This is a genomic window from Tissierella pigra (genome assembly GCF_018917845.1).
GTDB classification, from domain to species: domain Bacteria; phylum Bacillota; class Clostridia; order Tissierellales; family Tissierellaceae; genus Tissierella; species Tissierella pigra.
In genome coordinates, this window is sequence record NZ_JAHLPJ010000001.1 from 339,442 (window position 1) to 357,218 (window position 17,777).

A 17,777-nucleotide genomic window follows, 5' to 3' on the forward strand; every position below is an offset into this window, starting at 1 on the left:
AAAAGATGAATCTATCAGAAATAAAAAAAATACTAGAAGAAAACTTAAATCAGGAACCTTCAAATGGAAAGGTAAGAAACATTGTTTTTTGGTATGATGGAGAAGGGGAATTCGTAGAAGACATCAAGAGTTTAGAATTAGAGAATGCAAAAATTCTTCACCTTACTGACAACAACAAATTATATATAAAGTATTTACTAGAAAAAAAGGATATAGAATCAAACTATTTAATTTATTCTCCTAATCCTAAACCAATTCCTAAGGAAAATTGGCTTTTGGACATAGAGAAGTATAGTGAAGAATTTTCTACAGATAAGGCAACTGTTATTATGAGAGATTTAGGTGTTAAAGATGAATCTTTAAGAAATATATTTAAAAAGTATATAAAATTCTTTGGCAATAAAGAAAGGTACAGTAGATTTGTCTCTTATAATATAGAAGATTATACTGAAGAAAAGATAGATATTGCAGTTTTGTCCACTCTTTGTAAATTGGTTATAGCTGATTTTGAATTAGTGGTAAAGACTTTATTAATAGATAAAATAGAAGAAAATAAGATAATGGAGGAAATAGTAAAGTTTGGAGATATAACAGCTCTTTGGAATTTATTAGAAAAACAATATGGTTATCATTTTGAAGAAAATAGCCTAGATCAGTTGATGATAATGCTTTTAGTAACAAGTTTAAGTTATAAACTTGAAACAAAAGTCCCTAATACCTGGGAAAAATTTATTTCATCCAAAGTAGCTGATTCCATAGTATTTATTGACCATTTTATGAGCCACTCTATTGATAGTAAATCTTACAACAAAATATCAAATCATATAGGACAGAAGTTGAATATTCGAGACTATATTTCAAAATGGGATATTGAAGAATATTTAGAATGTGACACATTTAAAGATTTTGATGATGAAATTATAACTAGACTTATTACTAATCTAGTTGAAAATGTAGGAGAATATGAAAAGTATAGAAAGATTATCAATAAAAGGAGAACTACCCATTGGTTCAGTCGATTGAGTAATGAATATGATACCATTTATTACGCAATGGAGATTTTAAGATTAGAAAAAGAATTAGAGAAAAATATCAAAGGGGCCACTGCTTATGAAATGGTAGATAACTATACTAAGTCATATTATTTATTTGATACTTTCTATAGAAAATTCTATATATCTTTCGACAGAATTGATGATAAAGAAAAGTTTTATAAACTTATGGAAGTAGTTGAAAATACTTATACTAATTGGTATTTGGAGGAGGTGTCCATTAAATGGTCAGGGTTGGTTGAAGATGAATTAAAAAATGATATCAGAATTAGTGGGCTTACAAAACAAGAAGAATTCTATGAAACCTATATAGCACCTCATATGCGAAAGGATGAGAGGGTCTTTGTTATTATATCAGATGCTCTAAGATATGAAGCCGCAAAGGAATTTAGTGATATCATAAATAGAGATAGACAAGGAAAATCAGAAATATTCTTTATGCAAGGGGTTATACCATCTTATACTAAATTAGGAATGGCATCCTTATTGCCACATAAAAAGATAGAGATAAGTGATAAAGGGGATATTCTAGTAGATGGTATAAATTCTTCTGGTACCATAAATAGAGGGAAAATACTATCTAATCATATAAATAAATCAGTGGCTATTCAATATAATGATGTTAAGGACATGAAACGACCAGAATATAAAGAGGTCTTTGGAGGAAAAAATTTAATCTATATCTATCATGATGTAATAGATGCCATAGGTGATAAGGCTAGTACAGAACGAGATGTATTTGAAGCAGTAGAAAAGACTATTGATGATTTAAATAATTTAATTAAAAACCTTGTAAATAATGTAAGTGCTACTAATATTTATATTACAGCAGATCATGGTTTTATTTATAGAAGGTCACCTCTTCAGGAATTCGATAAGATGACTAGGCTAGGTGTGAAAACAATAGACCAAGGAAGAAGGTATATATTGACCGAAGAAAAGCCTGAAGAACAAGGTATATTATCCCTATCTATGAAATATTTACTTGGAGAAGGTACAAACTTAAATGCCCTTATACCTAAAGGTGTCACAAGATTTAAAATGCAGGGAGCAGGAGATAACTATGTTCATGGTGGAGTAGCCTTACAGGAAATAATGATACCTGTTATAAAGTATAAAAACATTAGAAAAGAAGAGTTTAAATCCTCTAAAGTAGAAGTCAAACTTACCAATATTTCTAGAAAGATTACAAATAGAATAACCTATTTAGAATTTTTCCAAAGTTCAAAGGTAGAAGATAAGAAGATACCTATAACTCTTAAACTTTATTTCGTAGATGAAGAAGGCAATAGAATATCAAATGAAAATATTATCATTGCAGACAGTAGATCATCTAAGCCTGAAGATCGTACCTTTAGAGAAAAGTTCACCTTAAAAGATCAGACATATGATAAATCGAAAAAATATTATTTGATTATGGAAGATGAGAATGAAACTGTAGAAAAAATCTATGATAGAGTACCATTCATAATTGATTTAGCTATTACTAATGACTTTGGATTTTAAAAAAGATAAGTAGGTGAAACTATGGAAAGAATGGATAATGAGATAAGTCTAAATGAAAAATTAAATACCTATTTTGCTGGTAGAGTAGTTAGAAAAGACTTAACTAAGAAGATAAAAGAGGGTGCCAATGTCCCAATATATGTTTTAGAATATTTATTAGGCATGTACTGTGCTACAGATGATGAGGATAGTATTAATGATGGGGTTGAAAGAGTCAAGAAAATCCTATCTGATAACTTTGTTAGGCCAGATGAAGCGGAGAAGATAAAGTCTAAAATTAAAGAGTTGGGACAATATACTGTAATAGATAATATTACTGTTAAATTAAATGAAAAGAAAGACATTTATGAGGCAGAGTTTTCTAATTTAGGATTAAAAGGAGTACTGATTTCCTCTCATTATGTTAAAGATTATGAGAAACTTTTAGGTGGGGGAATTTGGTGTATCTTGAAGATGAATTATTTCTATGATGAAGAAATAAGAGATGTAAGTCCATTTAACATAGGAAACCTTACACCTATACAAATGCCTAATTTAGATTTGGAGGAAATATTTACTGGGAGAAATCAGTTCACAAAGGATGAATGGATTGATGTGCTTCTTAGATCTGTAGGTATGGAACCTACACAATTAGAATATAAGGTTAAATGGCATCTACTAACAAGAATGATTCCTTTAGTAGAAAACAATTATAATTTATGTGAATTAGGCCCAAGAGGGACAGGTAAAAGTCATATTTATAAGGAGATATCTCCAAATTCTATATTAGTATCTGGAGGGCAAACAACTGTAGCCAATCTATTTTATAATATGGCCAGTAGGCAAATTGGTTTAGTAGGACTTTGGGATTGTGTAGCTTTTGATGAAGTTGCAGGTATTACATTTAAGGATAAAGATGGTATACAAATAATGAAGGATTATATGGCCTCAGGTTCCTTTGCTAGAGGAAGGGAACAAAAGGCTGCTTCAGCATCTATGGTATTTGTGGGAAATATTAATCAGAGTGTAGATGTATTACTTAAGACTTCTCATTTATTTGATCCATTTCCAGATGCCATGGCCTATGATTCCGCATTTTTTGATAGGGTGCATTTTTATTTACCAGGATGGGAAATACCAAAGTATAGGCCTGAATTTTTTACCAACGAATATGGATTTATTACAGATTATTTAGCTGAATTTTTTAGGGAAATGAGAAAGAGAAACTTTTCTGATGCTATGGACAAGTACTTTAATCTTGGAAATAATCTTAACCAAAGAGATGTAATAGCAGTCCGAAGAACTGTATCGGGAATGGTGAAATTAATTTATCCAAATGGAGAGTATACAAAGGAAAATATAGAAGAAATATTACAATATGCCCTAGTTGGTAGAAGACGAGTCAAGGAACAATTAAAGAAAATTGGAGGAATGGAATTTTATGACGTTCATTTCTCTTATATTGACAAAGAAAACTTTAATGAAGAATTTGTGTCTGTACCTGAACAAGGTGGGGGAAAATTAATACCTGAAGGAACAGGTAAACCAGGACATATTTATGTAGTAGGCCATGGACAAACAGGGATGATTGGAACATTTAAAATAGAAACAGAAGTTGTACCCGGTTCAGGAAAGTTTGAAAGAACGGGTCTTGGCTCAAACCGTGAGACTAAGGAAAGTATCAATATAGCATACAATTATTTTAGGGCTAATAAGAAAAATATAAGTGGAACTATTTCTACCCATGATTTTGATTATTTAATGCATGTACAAGACCTGCAGGGAATAGGGGTTACTTCAGAGTTATCTCTAGCAGCTTTTATTGGAATGTGCTCAGGTGCATTGAAAAAACCGATACAATCTCAGATGGTAATCTTAGGAACCATGAGTATAGGTGGAACCATTACAAAGGTACAGGAATTAGCAGATACTCTACAGGTCTGTTTTGATGCAGGAGCAAAGAAAATCCTACTCCCTATGGCTTCGGCAGTAGATATAGGAACTATACCACCAGAGTTATTTGCTAAGTTTCAGATTTCCTTCTATCAAAGTCCAGAGGATGCTGTCTTTAAGGCTTTAGGAGTGGAGTGATGGTAAATCTATACTTTAAGTACAATGATGTAAATAAGATCAAGAATATAACTATACTATTACTTTGATTGAGATTTTAATAAATGTTTATGAAATGGAAATAAATTAGATTTGGAGGATTATAATTCATATTTTTGATTAATTTTAGATTCCAAGTATTATATATGTCTAAAAATTTGAAGTTATGAGAGGGGGATTAATTTGAGTAGCTATTTTTCTAGAAATTATAATAAATTAAAATATCCTAAAGCAGATAATAAAAACAAAGGATTAAGAAATGCACAGTTAGGTGCTATTCATTCAATTTCATCATTTTTTACTTTGAATAAATTTAAAGCATCAGTTGTTGTTATGCCTACTGGGGAACGTGTCATAATAGTGACAGGGTGCATAAATGCTTTAGTATCAAGGGTTTCAGAAACCTTTATTAAAAATAATTCATGCATTGCTTAGAGAAGTTAGTATTTCTATTTAATTAAAGAAAGAAAATTAACACTTGATATTTATGTTAGGTTTGTTTTTTACCTAACATAAATATCAAGTAGCAAGGGTTTGAGAAGAATATTTTATTATTGAGTAAAAATATGTCATAAAAAGGGTTGACATACCCATATACAAGAATCTATTCATTTCCTTATTCTGGTATATAAGGGTTCTTCCATGTTTCTAATTAAGTTTTGCGCCGCAGGCTCCACAAAAGCCAGCGCCTAGAATTATTTCCTTTCCACATTTAGAGCAAAATTTAATTTGCGAAGCAGTCTGAAGTGTGGTGGGTAAATCCTCATCTGTACTGGAGCCTGTCAGAAACAGCCAGTATATATCCTCGCCATCCTCGCATAAACCGATGGCTCCGGCGGGGGATACCACATAAAAGCTGTCCTCGTCCATAGGATTTTCACTGTCGCTTGTCTCGGCAAGCACCAGCAAGCCTTTTACGTCGTAGTTATCATTGGAAGTGGCAAAACTCCAGCTATTACAGCGTGTTACGGCGAATTCCACCGCCTCTAGCAATGTATTGAATTTTTTCATTAAAAATCTCCCTCCTTTTTTATTTGAACAGCAGATTATTACACCGCTTGCAGCGATCATTCTGTATGGGATTCATCATGGAGCATAAGTTGCAGTAGATGATACGGTCTTTCGACTTATCATATTTTTCATACGTACCGAACTTTGGATGAAAACGCACCCTGTCACCAACTGATAGATAATCGTACATATGCCGTCCGCTGTCCTTTTCCACGATGGTCTTTTTCTTGCCTGCGTCGGTGTTTATGACCGTGGTGTATTCCGTATAGGTTCGCCAGTTGTCGTCCTCGCCGCCCCTATGCTCACTTTTCTCCTTGCTGTACTTATTGACCACCACGCCTTCCCACATAGGCTTCTTGGTCCTTTGCAGCGCCAGTAAATTAACGACCAGCATGATAAGAGCAATGCCAACGCCGATAACAAGAGCTTCTCCAAAGGGGAAGTCGTCCATCAGCAGACCTGCGACGGGAAAGCCCATGAGGGGTACGAAAACCAATATCCACATACAGCCTATGGAGAATTTTTTGTTTTTCTCCGCGGCGGCCAGTATCTCCGGCGAATGACACCTGTCGGAGAAACCCACCAGCCCCGTGCCTCCCTGTATGGGTGGGGAAGGTGTCCCTTGGGTCGGTATCTCCGCTTCCGGCCCTGTCCGGCTCACAGCTTTACCACAGCCGATGCAAAATTCAACACCGTCTGGCAGTTCCATGCCACAGGCAGTGCAGACCTTAGGGGCACTGGCCTGGATTTTCGCACCGCAGCCCCCACAGAAAGCAGCGCCCTCTGGCAGCTTGTTTCCGCAGTTATGACAAAACATATTTATATCACTCCTTATTTGGATTATTTGAGGCGTATCTGGTTTCCTCGCCTCTTTTTTTTTCTTTTTCCCAGCTCTGGCTGTTCGTATGACAAGTAGCAGCAAAAGTAGATGACCGATAGGGGCCAGGATATGATAAATAATCGCGAATTCACCCATCTCATCAAATTCGCTCAGCATGGCGGGCTTGTTGACGTAGGGGAAAAGGTCAAGGTATCGTATGCGCTCGGAGCGTGTTTCGCCCTCATCTAAGCTCGGCCATGCCTCGTCGCTGCTATAGATCACATAACCCCGGTATTCCTTGCCATTTGCTATAAACCAATATCCCTTGGAAACGGTTCGTGAGCGATTTGGCTCCGCATTCGTGTCATCCAGTCTAGATTCGTAGCTGTCTACCGTACCCATGACGGTATCGCCCCAAATTGCCAGCACCAGCGTACTGAGGCTACTGTACATGGCAAACACCAGCGCGGCGCAAATCAAGATGAGAATAGGCAGGGGGATGTTTTTGCTCTTTTTATTCTTTGCCATATGGACACTCCTTTCATTGTTGTTCGTAATCCCGCTTTTTGCGCCAGCCCACGCCAAACAGATACAGAACAGTAAGCAGGAAAAGCGGCGGCAGTACCGGCTACTGAGGCAGCAGCGAATAATTACCTTACCTTTACTTATTTCATGCGAATTACATCTTCAAATGCTATATATTGGTATCCTTCACCGTTTCTTGCTTTTATATAATCCGCTCCATAATCGCCTTCAGACTTGTCGCGTGCCATTAGCATAACACCACCCGGCCGTCCGTAAAAGTTTTCAATGATTAATGTTCGTGCTGCCGAATCAAATATATAGCTGCTTGTGTAGTAATCTTCCTCGTCAAGTTCCATTTTTCTATTCGCGAGACCGATAAAAAATGCACAATTTTTCCCGTCCAATATCTTGATGCCTACATCCGGATACGAGTTATATTCTGGGTCCGTAGACCAGTAACCTTCAAACCATTTAACATCAAATTCTGGTTCTTTTTCCGCTGCAATCACAAGTTCCATTGTCTTTGCACGATCCGTAGTGTTTACCACTAACACCAGATAGCGATATTTCTTTTCCAATGAATTTGAAAATGCCGGGACGGAAACAGTTGTATCTTGCTGAGTCGTCGTCTCTTTTGAAAGCGACTTCAAAAGCACCATGGTGTTAGTATAATATTGTAGACACGATTTTCCGAATACTATAAAATATAGAAAAGGAAGGAAGTGTCTAGAATGTCAAAAAGATATACAGATGAATATAAAAATACCATTGTAGAACTTTATAATTCCGGTAAAACACTTGCTGAGCTTAATAGTGAATATGGCCTACCAAGATCTACAATACTAACATGGGTAAATAAGGCAAAACCAATAGCAGTAGATGATAATAAAATAATTACTCAAGCTGATTATCAAGCCATGCTTAAGAAGATGGCTAGAATAGAAGAGGAAAATGAAATACTAAAAAAAGCCATGGCCATATTTGCAAAGAAGTAAGCTCAATATATAAGTTTATTACTGATAATAAAGATACTCATGATATAAAGCTAATGTGTAAAGTTTTAAATGTATCTAGAAGCTCATATTATAAGCATATTAATAAAAAAGAGAGCAAAAGAAACATTGAAAATAGATTTCTAGAAAAAGAAATTCTAAATATATATAAAGCTAGTAAATGTCGATATGGAGCTCCTAAAATATATGAAAAATTAAAGTCTAATAATATACCTATAAGCCTTAAAAGAACTCAAAGGCTTATGAATAAGCTAGGCATAAAATCAATAGTATGCAAGAAATTCAGACCATTTTCATCAAGAAGTAAAGTCGAGAGTAGAGAGAATATAATTAACAGGGACTTCACTACAACTGGCATTAATCAGAAATGGGTAACTGATATTACTTATATTCATACAATTAAAGATGGCTGGTGCTATCTTGCTTCTGTTATGGATCTTAACAGCAGGAAGATAGTTGGATACTCTATGTCTAAAAATATAGATACTACATTGGCTATAAAGGCTTTAGATAATGCCTATATACTTCAGAAACCCGCTGAAGGTCTAATTCTACATAGTGACTTAGGAAGTCAATATACAAGTTATGAATTTGGAGAATATGTTAAAAAGCATAAAATAACTCATTCCTTTAGTGGTAAAGGGAATCCCTATGACAATGCTTGCATAGAATCCTTTCATTCAGTATTGAAAAAAGAAGAAGTTAACTTAGTTAAATACTTTGACTTTGATGCCGCTAGACTTGCAATATTTGAATATATAGAGTCATGGTATAACAGTGAGAGAATACATAGCTCTTTGGGCTATATCACTCCTCAAGAGTGGGAAGATAAATCTAAAAATATTGCATAAAAATTGTTCGAGAAAATGTGTCTACTATATTGACATAGGTCCACCAGCTCCTCGCCATTTTTGGTGCTAATGCTGACTGCAGCATCCTTATCCAGCTTTTCCCGTTCCTTTTCCGTCATATCAAGTGCAACGACTCTCGCACCGTAGGCGGGAACGTTAAGCTCAAATTTCTGCCCATCCTCACTGATGAGCTTATCGGCTTTCAGTGAAAGCACCGATGTAAAAAGTGATACGGCATAGTTGGGGTCAAGCTTTGAAGAAAAGTCTTTTGCGGATTTTCCTGCATTTTCTACGATGATCTGGTGGAGGGTATACGGTTGATAGGCATATTCCGCCCAGACGCTCTTATTCCCCTGCAGGAGCTTCGTGAAGAAATCTATTGCATATTTCGAGGGCGCACCCACACAGTCGTCTATCCAATTTTGCCATTTGCTCACCTGCAAATATCCGCCGGTGGAATAGAGGTCAATTAGTCCCGACATCTTATCCTTGCCGGAAAGGGCGTCCGCGCCGTCATACCAGCCACCCAGACTCGCCCAATAAGCAACCAGTGCGCCACGGGCGTATCCGGCGCTCGCGGAGTCAGAGGCAGGGTATATACCGTCGTAAAGCTCGTATTGGCGGGCGCTGTGGTCGCCCTGACCGCCGAAATATTTTTCAAGAAATACCGCCGTCCCTTCGTCCAGCCAAGCGAGGCGTTTATACTGGGTCGTAACATAGCACTCCTGCACAAAGTGCATCAGCTCATGGGCAAAGATGCTTGTAGCCTCATCAAGGTTGAAATTTGTAAACAGCAGGCGGCTGAAATTCATGTAACCGCTGTCAATGCCCCACCAGCTTGAAACATATTGCGCGTAGGTGGGCGTAGTGGCATCGGCGTTTTTAAGCGTTGTCACATGAATATTCATGGGCCATTGGGTGCGCCTTGACATATCGAAGCCGAACTCTTGGTACTTCGCGTAGACCTGCTCCATATTCGAGAGCAGCGCCTCCACGTTGCTAGGCTCCACCGTGGTCGCCATAAACCGTGAACGGTCAAAGATGAGATTGAAGCGTTGGCTTTGCGAGGCGCTTACGAGTTTGGCCTTGAACTGGACGTTAAAACGCATTTTATCGCTGTAGGTTGGGGAAACGAAGCCCTCGCCCTTCAAATAGACGTTGCTCGACAGCTCACTATAGCCTGACGGCGTTATTCGCGCTATCATTCGTCCCGCTTGTTCTGAGGCCTCGATATGGTCGTAAACCATGACCTTCTCGCTCGTCTCGTCCTGCATGGAAAAACCGATATCGAGATACAAACGCTCATTTTCCGCAAGGGTCAGATCATCCGGCATTGGCGCGGACAGCGTCACTTCGCCTTCGGGTATGTCCGCAAACGCTAGCTCATAACCGACGGAGACAGCCCCTTCATCTAAGTCGATAGGGGCGGTTTTGGCATTTTCAAGTGTCACCCCGCCGTATACGCCGCCGAAATTCACGCTCATTCCGGGAAGCTCCGCCACGCCGTTTTCAATTTGTGTGTTGGCCAGCCTTTGTGTTCTGTCCTTGACCAAAAAACCCGGCCAGCCGTAGAGAGCCACCGCCACAATTTGTATGACAAGTAGCACGGAAAGCATGATACATAGCGTATTGCGCCCGTTGTTTCTTTTTGGTGCTTTGTTACTTTTTATTTTTGGTATCTCAAGGGGTGGAGTATATTCTTTAGGCTGTACCTCGCTTGTAGTCTGCGTATGTGCCATAGGTTTCGGCTGTTCTTCGGGAACAGGACTCACGGACCCATCAAGAACCGGCGCGCCGCATTTGGCGCAGAAGCGAGCGCCGGTATGAAGCTCTTTTCCACAATTAGTACAAAATTTTTCCATAATTACACCTCCTTATGGTCGTACCAGCGCCATCAGTGCCGGTGTCCCGTCTGGCGTATCCATCGTACCAACAGCGTATTGCTTTCCATTAAGCTCGTAGAACTGCGCCAGATGTATGGTTCCCGGACCAGACGCCCATAGGTCGCCATTTTCCCACTTGCCCATGAATACGCTGTCTTCCATATCCGTTTCATCGACGCTTTCTCCCTCGTTTGCCAAAAAAATTTGATACCAGTCGAGAGTTAGAGTCAGACTCTCCGCAGTACCTGTAAGGGAGACATTTAAAAACTCCATAGCACCTGCGTCGTATTCGTTATTGGGGTCATAAATAATCAGTGCTTTCCAACTCCCGGTCAGCGATCCGATATTGTCGATAATATTCGCATCCGATGGAAGACCGTCATAAGCCACCTCTTCTGTGTACCAGAGAAAGTCCGCTAAATCGGGGCGTTTCTCTGTGGACAAGCTGGCGTATGTTTCTTCCATGGATAAATTGGTGTCTTTTTCCTCAATGGATAAGCTGGAATCTGTTTCCTCCGGTTTGACAACACTGCCGCTTTCCGTAGCGACGGGTGGAAATTCTTCCTCCTGAGGCGGTGTGGCGGGTACTGTTTGCTCAGCCTTCGTCACAGGAGGTTTCTTTGTCGTTGCTCCTGACCGCAGATTGGGTGGTATAGTGATGATGCCTATCATAAGCATGAATATATTTGCCACGATAAGTATTGCGGGCAAGATTTTATTGCCTCTGCCCAAAGATGGAATGTTACCTCTCATGGTTATACCTCCAGTTTGTTTGATCTGATTATTGTTTGCTATTTTCAAATTACTGTTCCTTACAGATTGATTGTACCTATGCTATATTTACCTACTGAAGTAGCTTTGTTATGGTTGTTTCTTCGTCCTCGCTCGTCGCAACACTATGGCTATGCCTAGCAGAATTACAATGACATACAGCAGTGGGTAAACGACGGTTTTGATAATATCGGGATAAGTCAAGGCGCGTAGGGGCAGCACGGCCAGTCTTACGGCTGAAAACCACGCGGTATAAAGAAGAAAGCTCGCCCCCTGCTGCAGGTGCAGACGCTTGACCAGCCAGAATACCAGTGGAAGGCCCAGGGCAGCCCCGGCCAGCTCATAGAGCTGGGTGGGATGAACGGCGCGGGATGCGGAGAGGAATGGCATCCATTCGCTCAGCACCTGCTGATAGCCGGCCTTGGATGGGAACACCACACCCAGCGGACCAGAAGTAGCTCGTCCTGCACAGCAACCGTTCAGGAAGCAGCCCAACCGGGCCAGACAGAAAGCAACACCGCCGGGGACTGTCATGGCGTCCAGACCGGCCCACGGGGATAGGTCCCATTGCCACGCCGCGATGATCAGTGCCGTTCCGGCGCCCAGTGCGCCGCCGTAGAAGGACAGTCCTGCCCAGCGCAGGCTGTGCCATTTCAGCCCACCCAAATAATTTCCCGGATTTACCACCACATTCCACAGCCGCGATCCGATGAGAAAGGCGGGGATCATGATCAGCAGCAAAGCTATGGCCTGCGCCCGCCCCAACCCCGCACGGCGTAAAGCGGGCAGAGCCAAGGCGCAGCCAATTATAGCGGCCAGCAGGGCACAGAAATTATAAGCTGGTATCTGCCAGCCCCCTATTTCCAGTAGCGGGCACATTATGGTTTAAGAGACTTTGAACCGTCCAGCTTAAGCATAACGTAGAAGTCGCTCTCCGGGAATAGGGCGGTCATCTTCAACTCTCCGGAGAGGACAACGCCACTCTTATCCCCATTGTATCCGGCGCGCAGTTCTCCGCTCATGCTGGATTTTAGTTCAGCGTCGTTCATGTTAAATTTAAGTATACCGGAAGTCGGGTCATAGGTCACATTACCGGGGCTGTCGTTCAAAGGCAAAATACCGACGTTTTCTCCGGTTTTACTAAGGGTAAAAGGAGATTCCTTGGCTACGCCGATCTGTTCCTCTAACCCCAGCAAAACGTCTGCTATATCGCAGCCCGCATATTGCTCATTGAGTTCGTCAGTGATTGAGTCTAAAAAGCCGTCGCCTCCACTACTTTTTCCACTGTCCTCCGATGAGGCGGGCTTCTCCAGCTCCGCCCGGAGCGTGTCGGAAATGAACACGCTGGTGATGGTCATAGTTCCATCCTCATAGCTGCCCACCAGTTCATCAAAGGTGGGTGCGCCGCCAATCTTTACCTCCGTCACCGGCGTGGAGAGCTTAAAACCCACAGCCAGCTCTGGCTCATCACTTTCGGGGTCGTCGCCGGGTTTGAACAGTCGAAGTTCCTTAGGACAACCTGCCTGCACATAGCCCAGCAGAGTAAAATTGGTAGAAGCCCCTCCCATGCCCTTCATCGTACCACTCCAACTCTCCTTCACCGCGTTTTCGGAAAGCGGGGCGAAGCGCAGGGCGTAGCCGTCATACTGTGACTTCTCGCCATCGGGAATATTTTCCACAATGTTGAAGGTGATTGTTTGGTTAAAGAAGGCTTTGACCTCGTTCAGAGCAGCTAGATACACAGCCTCGGCCTTGCGCTGCATATACACCTTGACGGACTGCGTTACCGGGTAGAGGCGTTCATAAAGCTGCGCCTTGTAAGCGCCCACTAAGGTTTCTATTTCCGCTTGTGTCGGGTTGGGAACGGTAACCGAGCCTTTGTTGCTCTTATCCTTAATATCCGTAACGACGACGGCCTTTTCCATATCACCCAGCGTCCAGAAATAGCGGGCATAGTGGTCTATCTCCTTTTCAATGGCGGCCTTGGCATCGGTTTCGTTGGGGTTGGCCTCGACGATATCGATTAGCACCTGTCGCCAATCTTTCAGGCTGCGGGCCTTCCAGCCGTTCCCTACATCCAGTGTGCCGGAGAATTGGTCGTTGAAATAGACATAGACTTGGTCTATCTTATCCATCTTCATAGCCATACTTTGTTCAAACATATTGCTGATGGTGTAGTCAAAAATGAATAGACCGCTAGCGGCAAGTCCCCACACTGCGGATTCTGCATAGGAGAGTGCCAGCATCGCCGTGTCTTTATATAATCCAAGAGTATCGGCGTCTGTTTTTTCCGTATTCAGCATTACCGCACCGATCTTCACCGCTGCTGCTACTTTGCCCAGCTTATTCATCTTTTTGTAGGCTGAATCAGCCAGGGAGGTGTCAAAGGTCGGGCTGCCGAGGGATGCCATGTTCAGAATCGTACCAGTGAAGTCGGTGGCAAAGCCCACATCACCGGTTGCTCCCGCCATGCCGCTCATAAATCCGTTATGGCCGGTGATAAGCCGCGCTGCGAGTCCTGCCGCTTCTTCTCCGTCTGCGCCGCCACCTGCCACGTATTTTCGTAGTGTTTCCGTAGCTTCCTGCTGGTCAATGCCGGAAATGTCTGCATAAATGTTGGTGATTTTGGCACTGCGTTGACCCTCATTTTTGACATGGAACACGCCGAAGGTGGAGAGATGGTCGGTGTAGATGATAAGCTCATTCGCAGTTGCATCCACCTCGAACAGCACATCCTCCCATTTGCCAGTGGTTTCGTTTTTGTACATTGCGCCCACGCATTTTGCCGGATCCTGCCCATCCTCGCAGTATGCGGTATCGTAAGGGATACGAAGGGTAATGAAGTCCGAAAGCTCGGTCATATCGCTCAGCTTAAAGTCATAGGCTTCTATTTTATACCCTTCATCTTTATTTTCTTCCACAGCTTGCTTGGTTACGGTAAGTTCTTCTTCACCGTCCAGCACATAGACACCTAGATCTATGCTGACACCGTTTGACAAGGTGACGCTGGTGGTCTCTGGTGAAAGTGTTGCCCCGTCGTTTTTGCCTCTTCCACCGTCGCATCCGGTAAGATTGCCTAAAAGCAGCACTGTCACAAGTAAAATAGATACTGTCTTTTTCATTTCGCATTCCTCCTTTTCATTTCTAATTTATAATTTTTGCTGTTACGCCGGTTTCACAAAGTAGCTTTTGTGCTGCATCCAGTATAGCCTGCTTCCCTGGCATTCCGTGCAGCAACTCTACCCGCATGGTCTTGGACGCGTCGCCAAAGGTTAGGTACATCCGCTCCTTATCAATTTGAACTGCGCTCAGCCGCACACCATGCACCCCGTCGAGGCCCCACCGGTAAATTTTACTGCCGATGAGAATACCAAAAGTAGATACTACAGTTTCCTCAGTGTCTTTTTTCATTTGGCGGCCTGGCATGGAGATGAGAGCAGATGGCACCGCAAGGATGGGATTATCGCAAATAAGTCTTGCAGCATAGAGTAGACGGTTCTGCCTCACCAATAACAGGAGAGAGATAAGGCTGGTGGCTCCAAAGGCGAAAACCGCTTCTAACATAAATGCCTTGCCCAACCAAACCGTCAAACAAATACTTGCTGCCAATAATAAGGCATATCCATTCCGTCGTTTTCGGATTAATTTCATTTGCACCAACCCTCCTCTAATATAGATTTTAAGGAAAAATTCTTTTAAAATCATCCTTCGAAAGGATGATTTTGCAGAAAAAAGCCCCTCATACTTTAGTATGAGGGGACGGTTAAACCCTGTATTTATATGATTTTATGAATTATTCAACCCTTTGATTCTTCAGCAGGGTGCTGATGAGTTCTGCCCGACTACCGACATCATATTTTGAAAAAATGTTCCTTACATGTGTTTTTACAGTACTCTCACTGATAAACAAAGCCCCAGCAATTTCTCGGTTAGATTTGCCTGAAAGGATTAGCTGTAATACCTCCTGCTCCCGGGGAGTCAGTGGGTCAAGAGTTTTAATTTGACAAACAATGTCCCTTTGCCGTGACTGATTCATATTGTCATAGGCAGTAAGATAGGTATGGTTTTTCAGTAGTAAAACAAGTTGGCGGTTCAGTGGTGGTAGCATAACCAGTGTAAGGCAAACCACAGTAAGGGCAATCACCGCAACCTCCGCACTGGGAAGCCCAATGGATGTTAGGGTCATTCCCAAGACGCCTCCGCAAAGCACGCCAAATACATTGGCGGAAAGCCCAATGCCAAAGGTTTGTGCTGGGTTGTCGCTATAATCCAGCATTTCTCCAAGGATGCTCCACCAAAACAGATCAAAAATACCACAAGCACCGAGCATCAGCGTATCCACAATCAGATAGTCGGAAGTGTTTCGCCCTAACAGCATAAAGCTGATGAATGCTCCTATAATCATTGCCATTCCCATATACAAAATTCTAGATCGCTTTGCTTTCATAGGTAGGTTGCGCATAATAGCAAGTGCCACAATATAAGGCACGGCCCAATACCAGCTCACCAGCCTCGTCAGGTGTTCAAAAGCGGGGTTGATGACCTCATACATTAGTCCTGAATTAATTGTTATAATGAAGACAAAAAGGCACAGCAATATTAGCGGGGTTTTAATGCCGCCATGGGTCTTATTTTTAAATGCTTTGTTCTGCTCATTCTCCTGCTCCAACGGCAGCATCCAAATGAAGACCATGCCAATCACAAGGCAAAGCATAGAGAAGCCAAGCCCGATAAAGGTTGACCTGTTCATGGCCACCACATTAACTGCAATCATCAGCAAATTGGAATAAATCAGAACGTCAGCACAGGATTTAATGTACTCGTTCTTAGGAGTATAGGCTCTAAGGAAAAATCCCCATGCTGCCACCGCGCAGCCGCTAAAGTATCCGCTGACAATCAGTCCCACCAACCATAGAGAGGAGGGAGGAAAAAAGAAGGGAATAGTAGCAGCTAAGCATAAGCCCATAGCTCCGAGCATCATGTTTTTTGCGACCGTCTGTGATTTAACAAACAGGCCGCAAGTAAAAAGCCCCATAAAATGCGCGACAATTGCAGTCATTATGTAAGGGTTGGCATCTGTTCCACGAAGATTCAGCAGGCTGTAAAGTACCTGCCCTTCAAACTGAAATGACAGAATATAGGCAAAGAGAAATGAAAATCCGGCAACAGAAAGCCTTCGGGCATTTAAAGTTTTAAATCTGTTCATTTTATAACCTCCCGCTCTATATCAGCGGTTTTGAAGCGCCAGAACTTTCCCACCTTGGATGCAGGCATAGAAACCACCTCATTTTAGTAAATTTGAACAAATATCCTAATTGATTGTTATTAAATAATTATAGCACAATAATGTCAAAATGATAGTTAACATTTGTTGTTTTAAATAATATTGCCTAGTATTTATTTATGGTATAATTGAAAAATAAGTTAATAAAGATGGAACATTTATTGTTGAAGACTATGCTGCACAGCAGAGAATTATCCAGATAGACTCTGGAGTTAGCAGTAAGCTGTTTTAGGAAAAAGAAGGTATATTAGAAAATATTAGAAATATACAATTATAAAATATACTTGAGCAATTCTTAGTATAAAAAACTTGATTTTACTATAGATATGGAAACAGGGGAACGTGTCATAATAGTGATGGGTGCAGTTTGTGTTATCAAATCAAGGGTTTCAGGAACTTTAGATAAATATATTTCATGCATTGCTTTGAGTAATTGGGATATGATTGTTGTGAGTAGTGCATGAGAAACAGAGAATCAGTTTTTTAAAAATTTACAAATATTTAGTATACTTGTATCAGGATTATAGTTAATGAACATAAGTATATTTATGTGCAATAAGGATATTTAATAATGGAGTGATAAACATTGAGCGTATTCATGTTTCTAGCAAGTGATAAACCATTGAAAGAAGTTAAGAGTTCTTATGAAGGAGATTTAAATAAAATTGAAATTAGTAATAATATGTATTATTCAACCTCATACGCAAAGGATTATTCAGATAAAAAATATTTTTCCGGATTACACTGGATTTCTGCAAAGTTAAGTGCAGGACAGTTTATTAACTACTTAAAGGAACAATTGGAAGTATTAAATGAAATAGAAATCTGGAACATGTGGTTAGAATCATATGGACTAGCAAGTATAAAATCTGTTCATATATCAGAAGTAAACATTAATGATTTTGAATTCCTAGATGGTAGTGCAGATACACCAATTTGTCTAATAGTTAAGAAATAGATAATTACTCTCAGA

Annotated in this window: 14 protein-coding genes; 5 read left to right on the plus strand and 9 right to left on the minus strand. The window is 40.9% G+C overall.

The window, feature by feature from the left end; genetic code table 11:
• The first annotated feature begins 5 nt into the window (after nucleotides 1-5).
• The 3 genes from pglZ (at nucleotide 6) to KQI41_RS01745 (ending at nucleotide 5,081) form a co-directional block, all read left to right on the plus strand.
• Nucleotides 6-2,558: a BREX-1 system phosphatase PglZ type A gene (gene pglZ, locus KQI41_RS01735; protein ID WP_154440137.1), complete on the plus strand. Its 2,553-nt coding sequence runs from the start codon at nucleotides 6-8 to the stop codon at nucleotides 2,556-2,558.
• Nucleotides 2,559-2,579: 21 nt separating this feature from the next.
• Nucleotides 2,580-4,628 (plus strand): protease Lon-related BREX system protein BrxL, encoded by a 2,049-nt coding sequence (gene brxL, locus KQI41_RS01740; protein WP_229768556.1) that lies wholly within the window; start codon nucleotides 2,580-2,582, stop codon nucleotides 4,626-4,628.
• A gap of 201 nt (nucleotides 4,629-4,829) precedes the next feature.
• Nucleotides 4,830-5,081, plus strand: coding sequence for a hypothetical protein (locus KQI41_RS01745; protein WP_154440138.1), 252 nt, complete (start codon nucleotides 4,830-4,832; stop codon nucleotides 5,079-5,081).
• Nucleotides 5,082-5,294: 213 nt separating this feature from the next.
• On the opposite strand, the gene KQI41_RS01750 is transcribed toward KQI41_RS01745, so the two are convergent.
• From KQI41_RS01750 to KQI41_RS01760, 3 genes are all read right to left on the minus strand, one after another.
• Nucleotides 5,295-5,657, minus strand: a complete 363-nt coding sequence (locus tag KQI41_RS01750) for a zinc ribbon domain-containing protein (RefSeq protein ID WP_077369865.1) — start codon at nucleotides 5,655-5,657, stop codon at nucleotides 5,295-5,297.
• A gap of 19 nt (nucleotides 5,658-5,676) precedes the next feature.
• Nucleotides 5,677-7,005, minus strand: coding sequence for a zinc ribbon domain-containing protein (locus KQI41_RS01755; RefSeq protein ID WP_154440139.1), 1,329 nt, complete (start codon nucleotides 7,003-7,005; stop codon nucleotides 5,677-5,679).
• 137 nt (nucleotides 7,006-7,142) lie between these two features.
• The gene (locus KQI41_RS01760) at nucleotides 7,143-7,652 is read right to left on the minus strand and encodes a hypothetical protein (protein ID WP_154440140.1); all 510 of its coding nucleotides are present in this window, start codon (nucleotides 7,650-7,652) and stop codon (nucleotides 7,143-7,145) included.
• An 81-nt stretch (nucleotides 7,653-7,733) separates the two neighbouring features.
• Here KQI41_RS01760 and KQI41_RS01765 point away from each other — a divergent pair.
• Nucleotides 7,734-8,866 (plus strand): IS3 family transposase gene (locus KQI41_RS01765; RefSeq protein ID WP_216584700.1). Its coding sequence is split into 2 segments (ribosomal slippage): nucleotides 7,734-7,971 and nucleotides 7,971-8,866, totalling 1,134 coding nucleotides; the frame shifts between segments, so codons are not numbered across the junction.
• On the opposite strand, the gene KQI41_RS01770 is transcribed toward KQI41_RS01765, so the two are convergent.
• The 6 genes from KQI41_RS01770 to KQI41_RS19035 form a co-directional block, all read right to left on the minus strand.
• Nucleotides 8,830-10,728, minus strand: a complete 1,899-nt coding sequence (locus tag KQI41_RS01770; RefSeq protein WP_154442263.1) for a zinc ribbon domain-containing protein — start codon at nucleotides 10,726-10,728, stop codon at nucleotides 8,830-8,832. The two genes, KQI41_RS01765 and KQI41_RS01770, sit on opposite strands and share 37 nt — an antisense overlap.
• A 12-nt stretch (nucleotides 10,729-10,740) precedes the next feature.
• Nucleotides 10,741-11,502, minus strand: a complete 762-nt coding sequence (locus tag KQI41_RS01775) for a hypothetical protein (RefSeq protein WP_154442261.1) — start codon at nucleotides 11,500-11,502, stop codon at nucleotides 10,741-10,743.
• 108 nt (nucleotides 11,503-11,610) lie between these two features.
• A complete protein-coding gene (locus tag KQI41_RS01780; RefSeq protein ID WP_154442259.1) occupies nucleotides 11,611-12,399 on the minus strand; it encodes a prolipoprotein diacylglyceryl transferase in 789 nt (262 codons plus the stop codon).
• Complete coding sequence (locus tag KQI41_RS01785; protein ID WP_154442257.1) at nucleotides 12,399-14,642, minus strand: hypothetical protein; 2,244 nt, start codon at nucleotides 14,640-14,642, stop codon at nucleotides 12,399-12,401. The genes KQI41_RS01780 and KQI41_RS01785 overlap by 1 nt, the downstream gene beginning before the upstream one ends.
• 22 nt (nucleotides 14,643-14,664) lie before the next feature.
• Nucleotides 14,665-15,171, minus strand: a complete 507-nt coding sequence (locus tag KQI41_RS01790; RefSeq protein ID WP_154442255.1) for a hypothetical protein — start codon at nucleotides 15,169-15,171, stop codon at nucleotides 14,665-14,667.
• A gap of 142 nt (nucleotides 15,172-15,313) precedes the next feature.
• On the minus strand, nucleotides 15,314-16,726 hold the full coding sequence (locus tag KQI41_RS19035) for a helix-turn-helix domain-containing protein (protein WP_077369872.1): 1,413 nt from the start codon (nucleotides 16,724-16,726) through the stop codon (nucleotides 15,314-15,316).
• A gap of 664 nt (nucleotides 16,727-17,390) precedes the next feature.
• Here KQI41_RS19035 and KQI41_RS01800 point away from each other — a divergent pair.
• The gene (locus KQI41_RS01800) at nucleotides 17,391-17,762 is read left to right on the plus strand and encodes a hypothetical protein (RefSeq protein WP_154442251.1); all 372 of its coding nucleotides are present in this window, start codon (nucleotides 17,391-17,393) and stop codon (nucleotides 17,760-17,762) included.
• Nucleotides 17,763-17,777 lie beyond the last annotated feature (15 nt).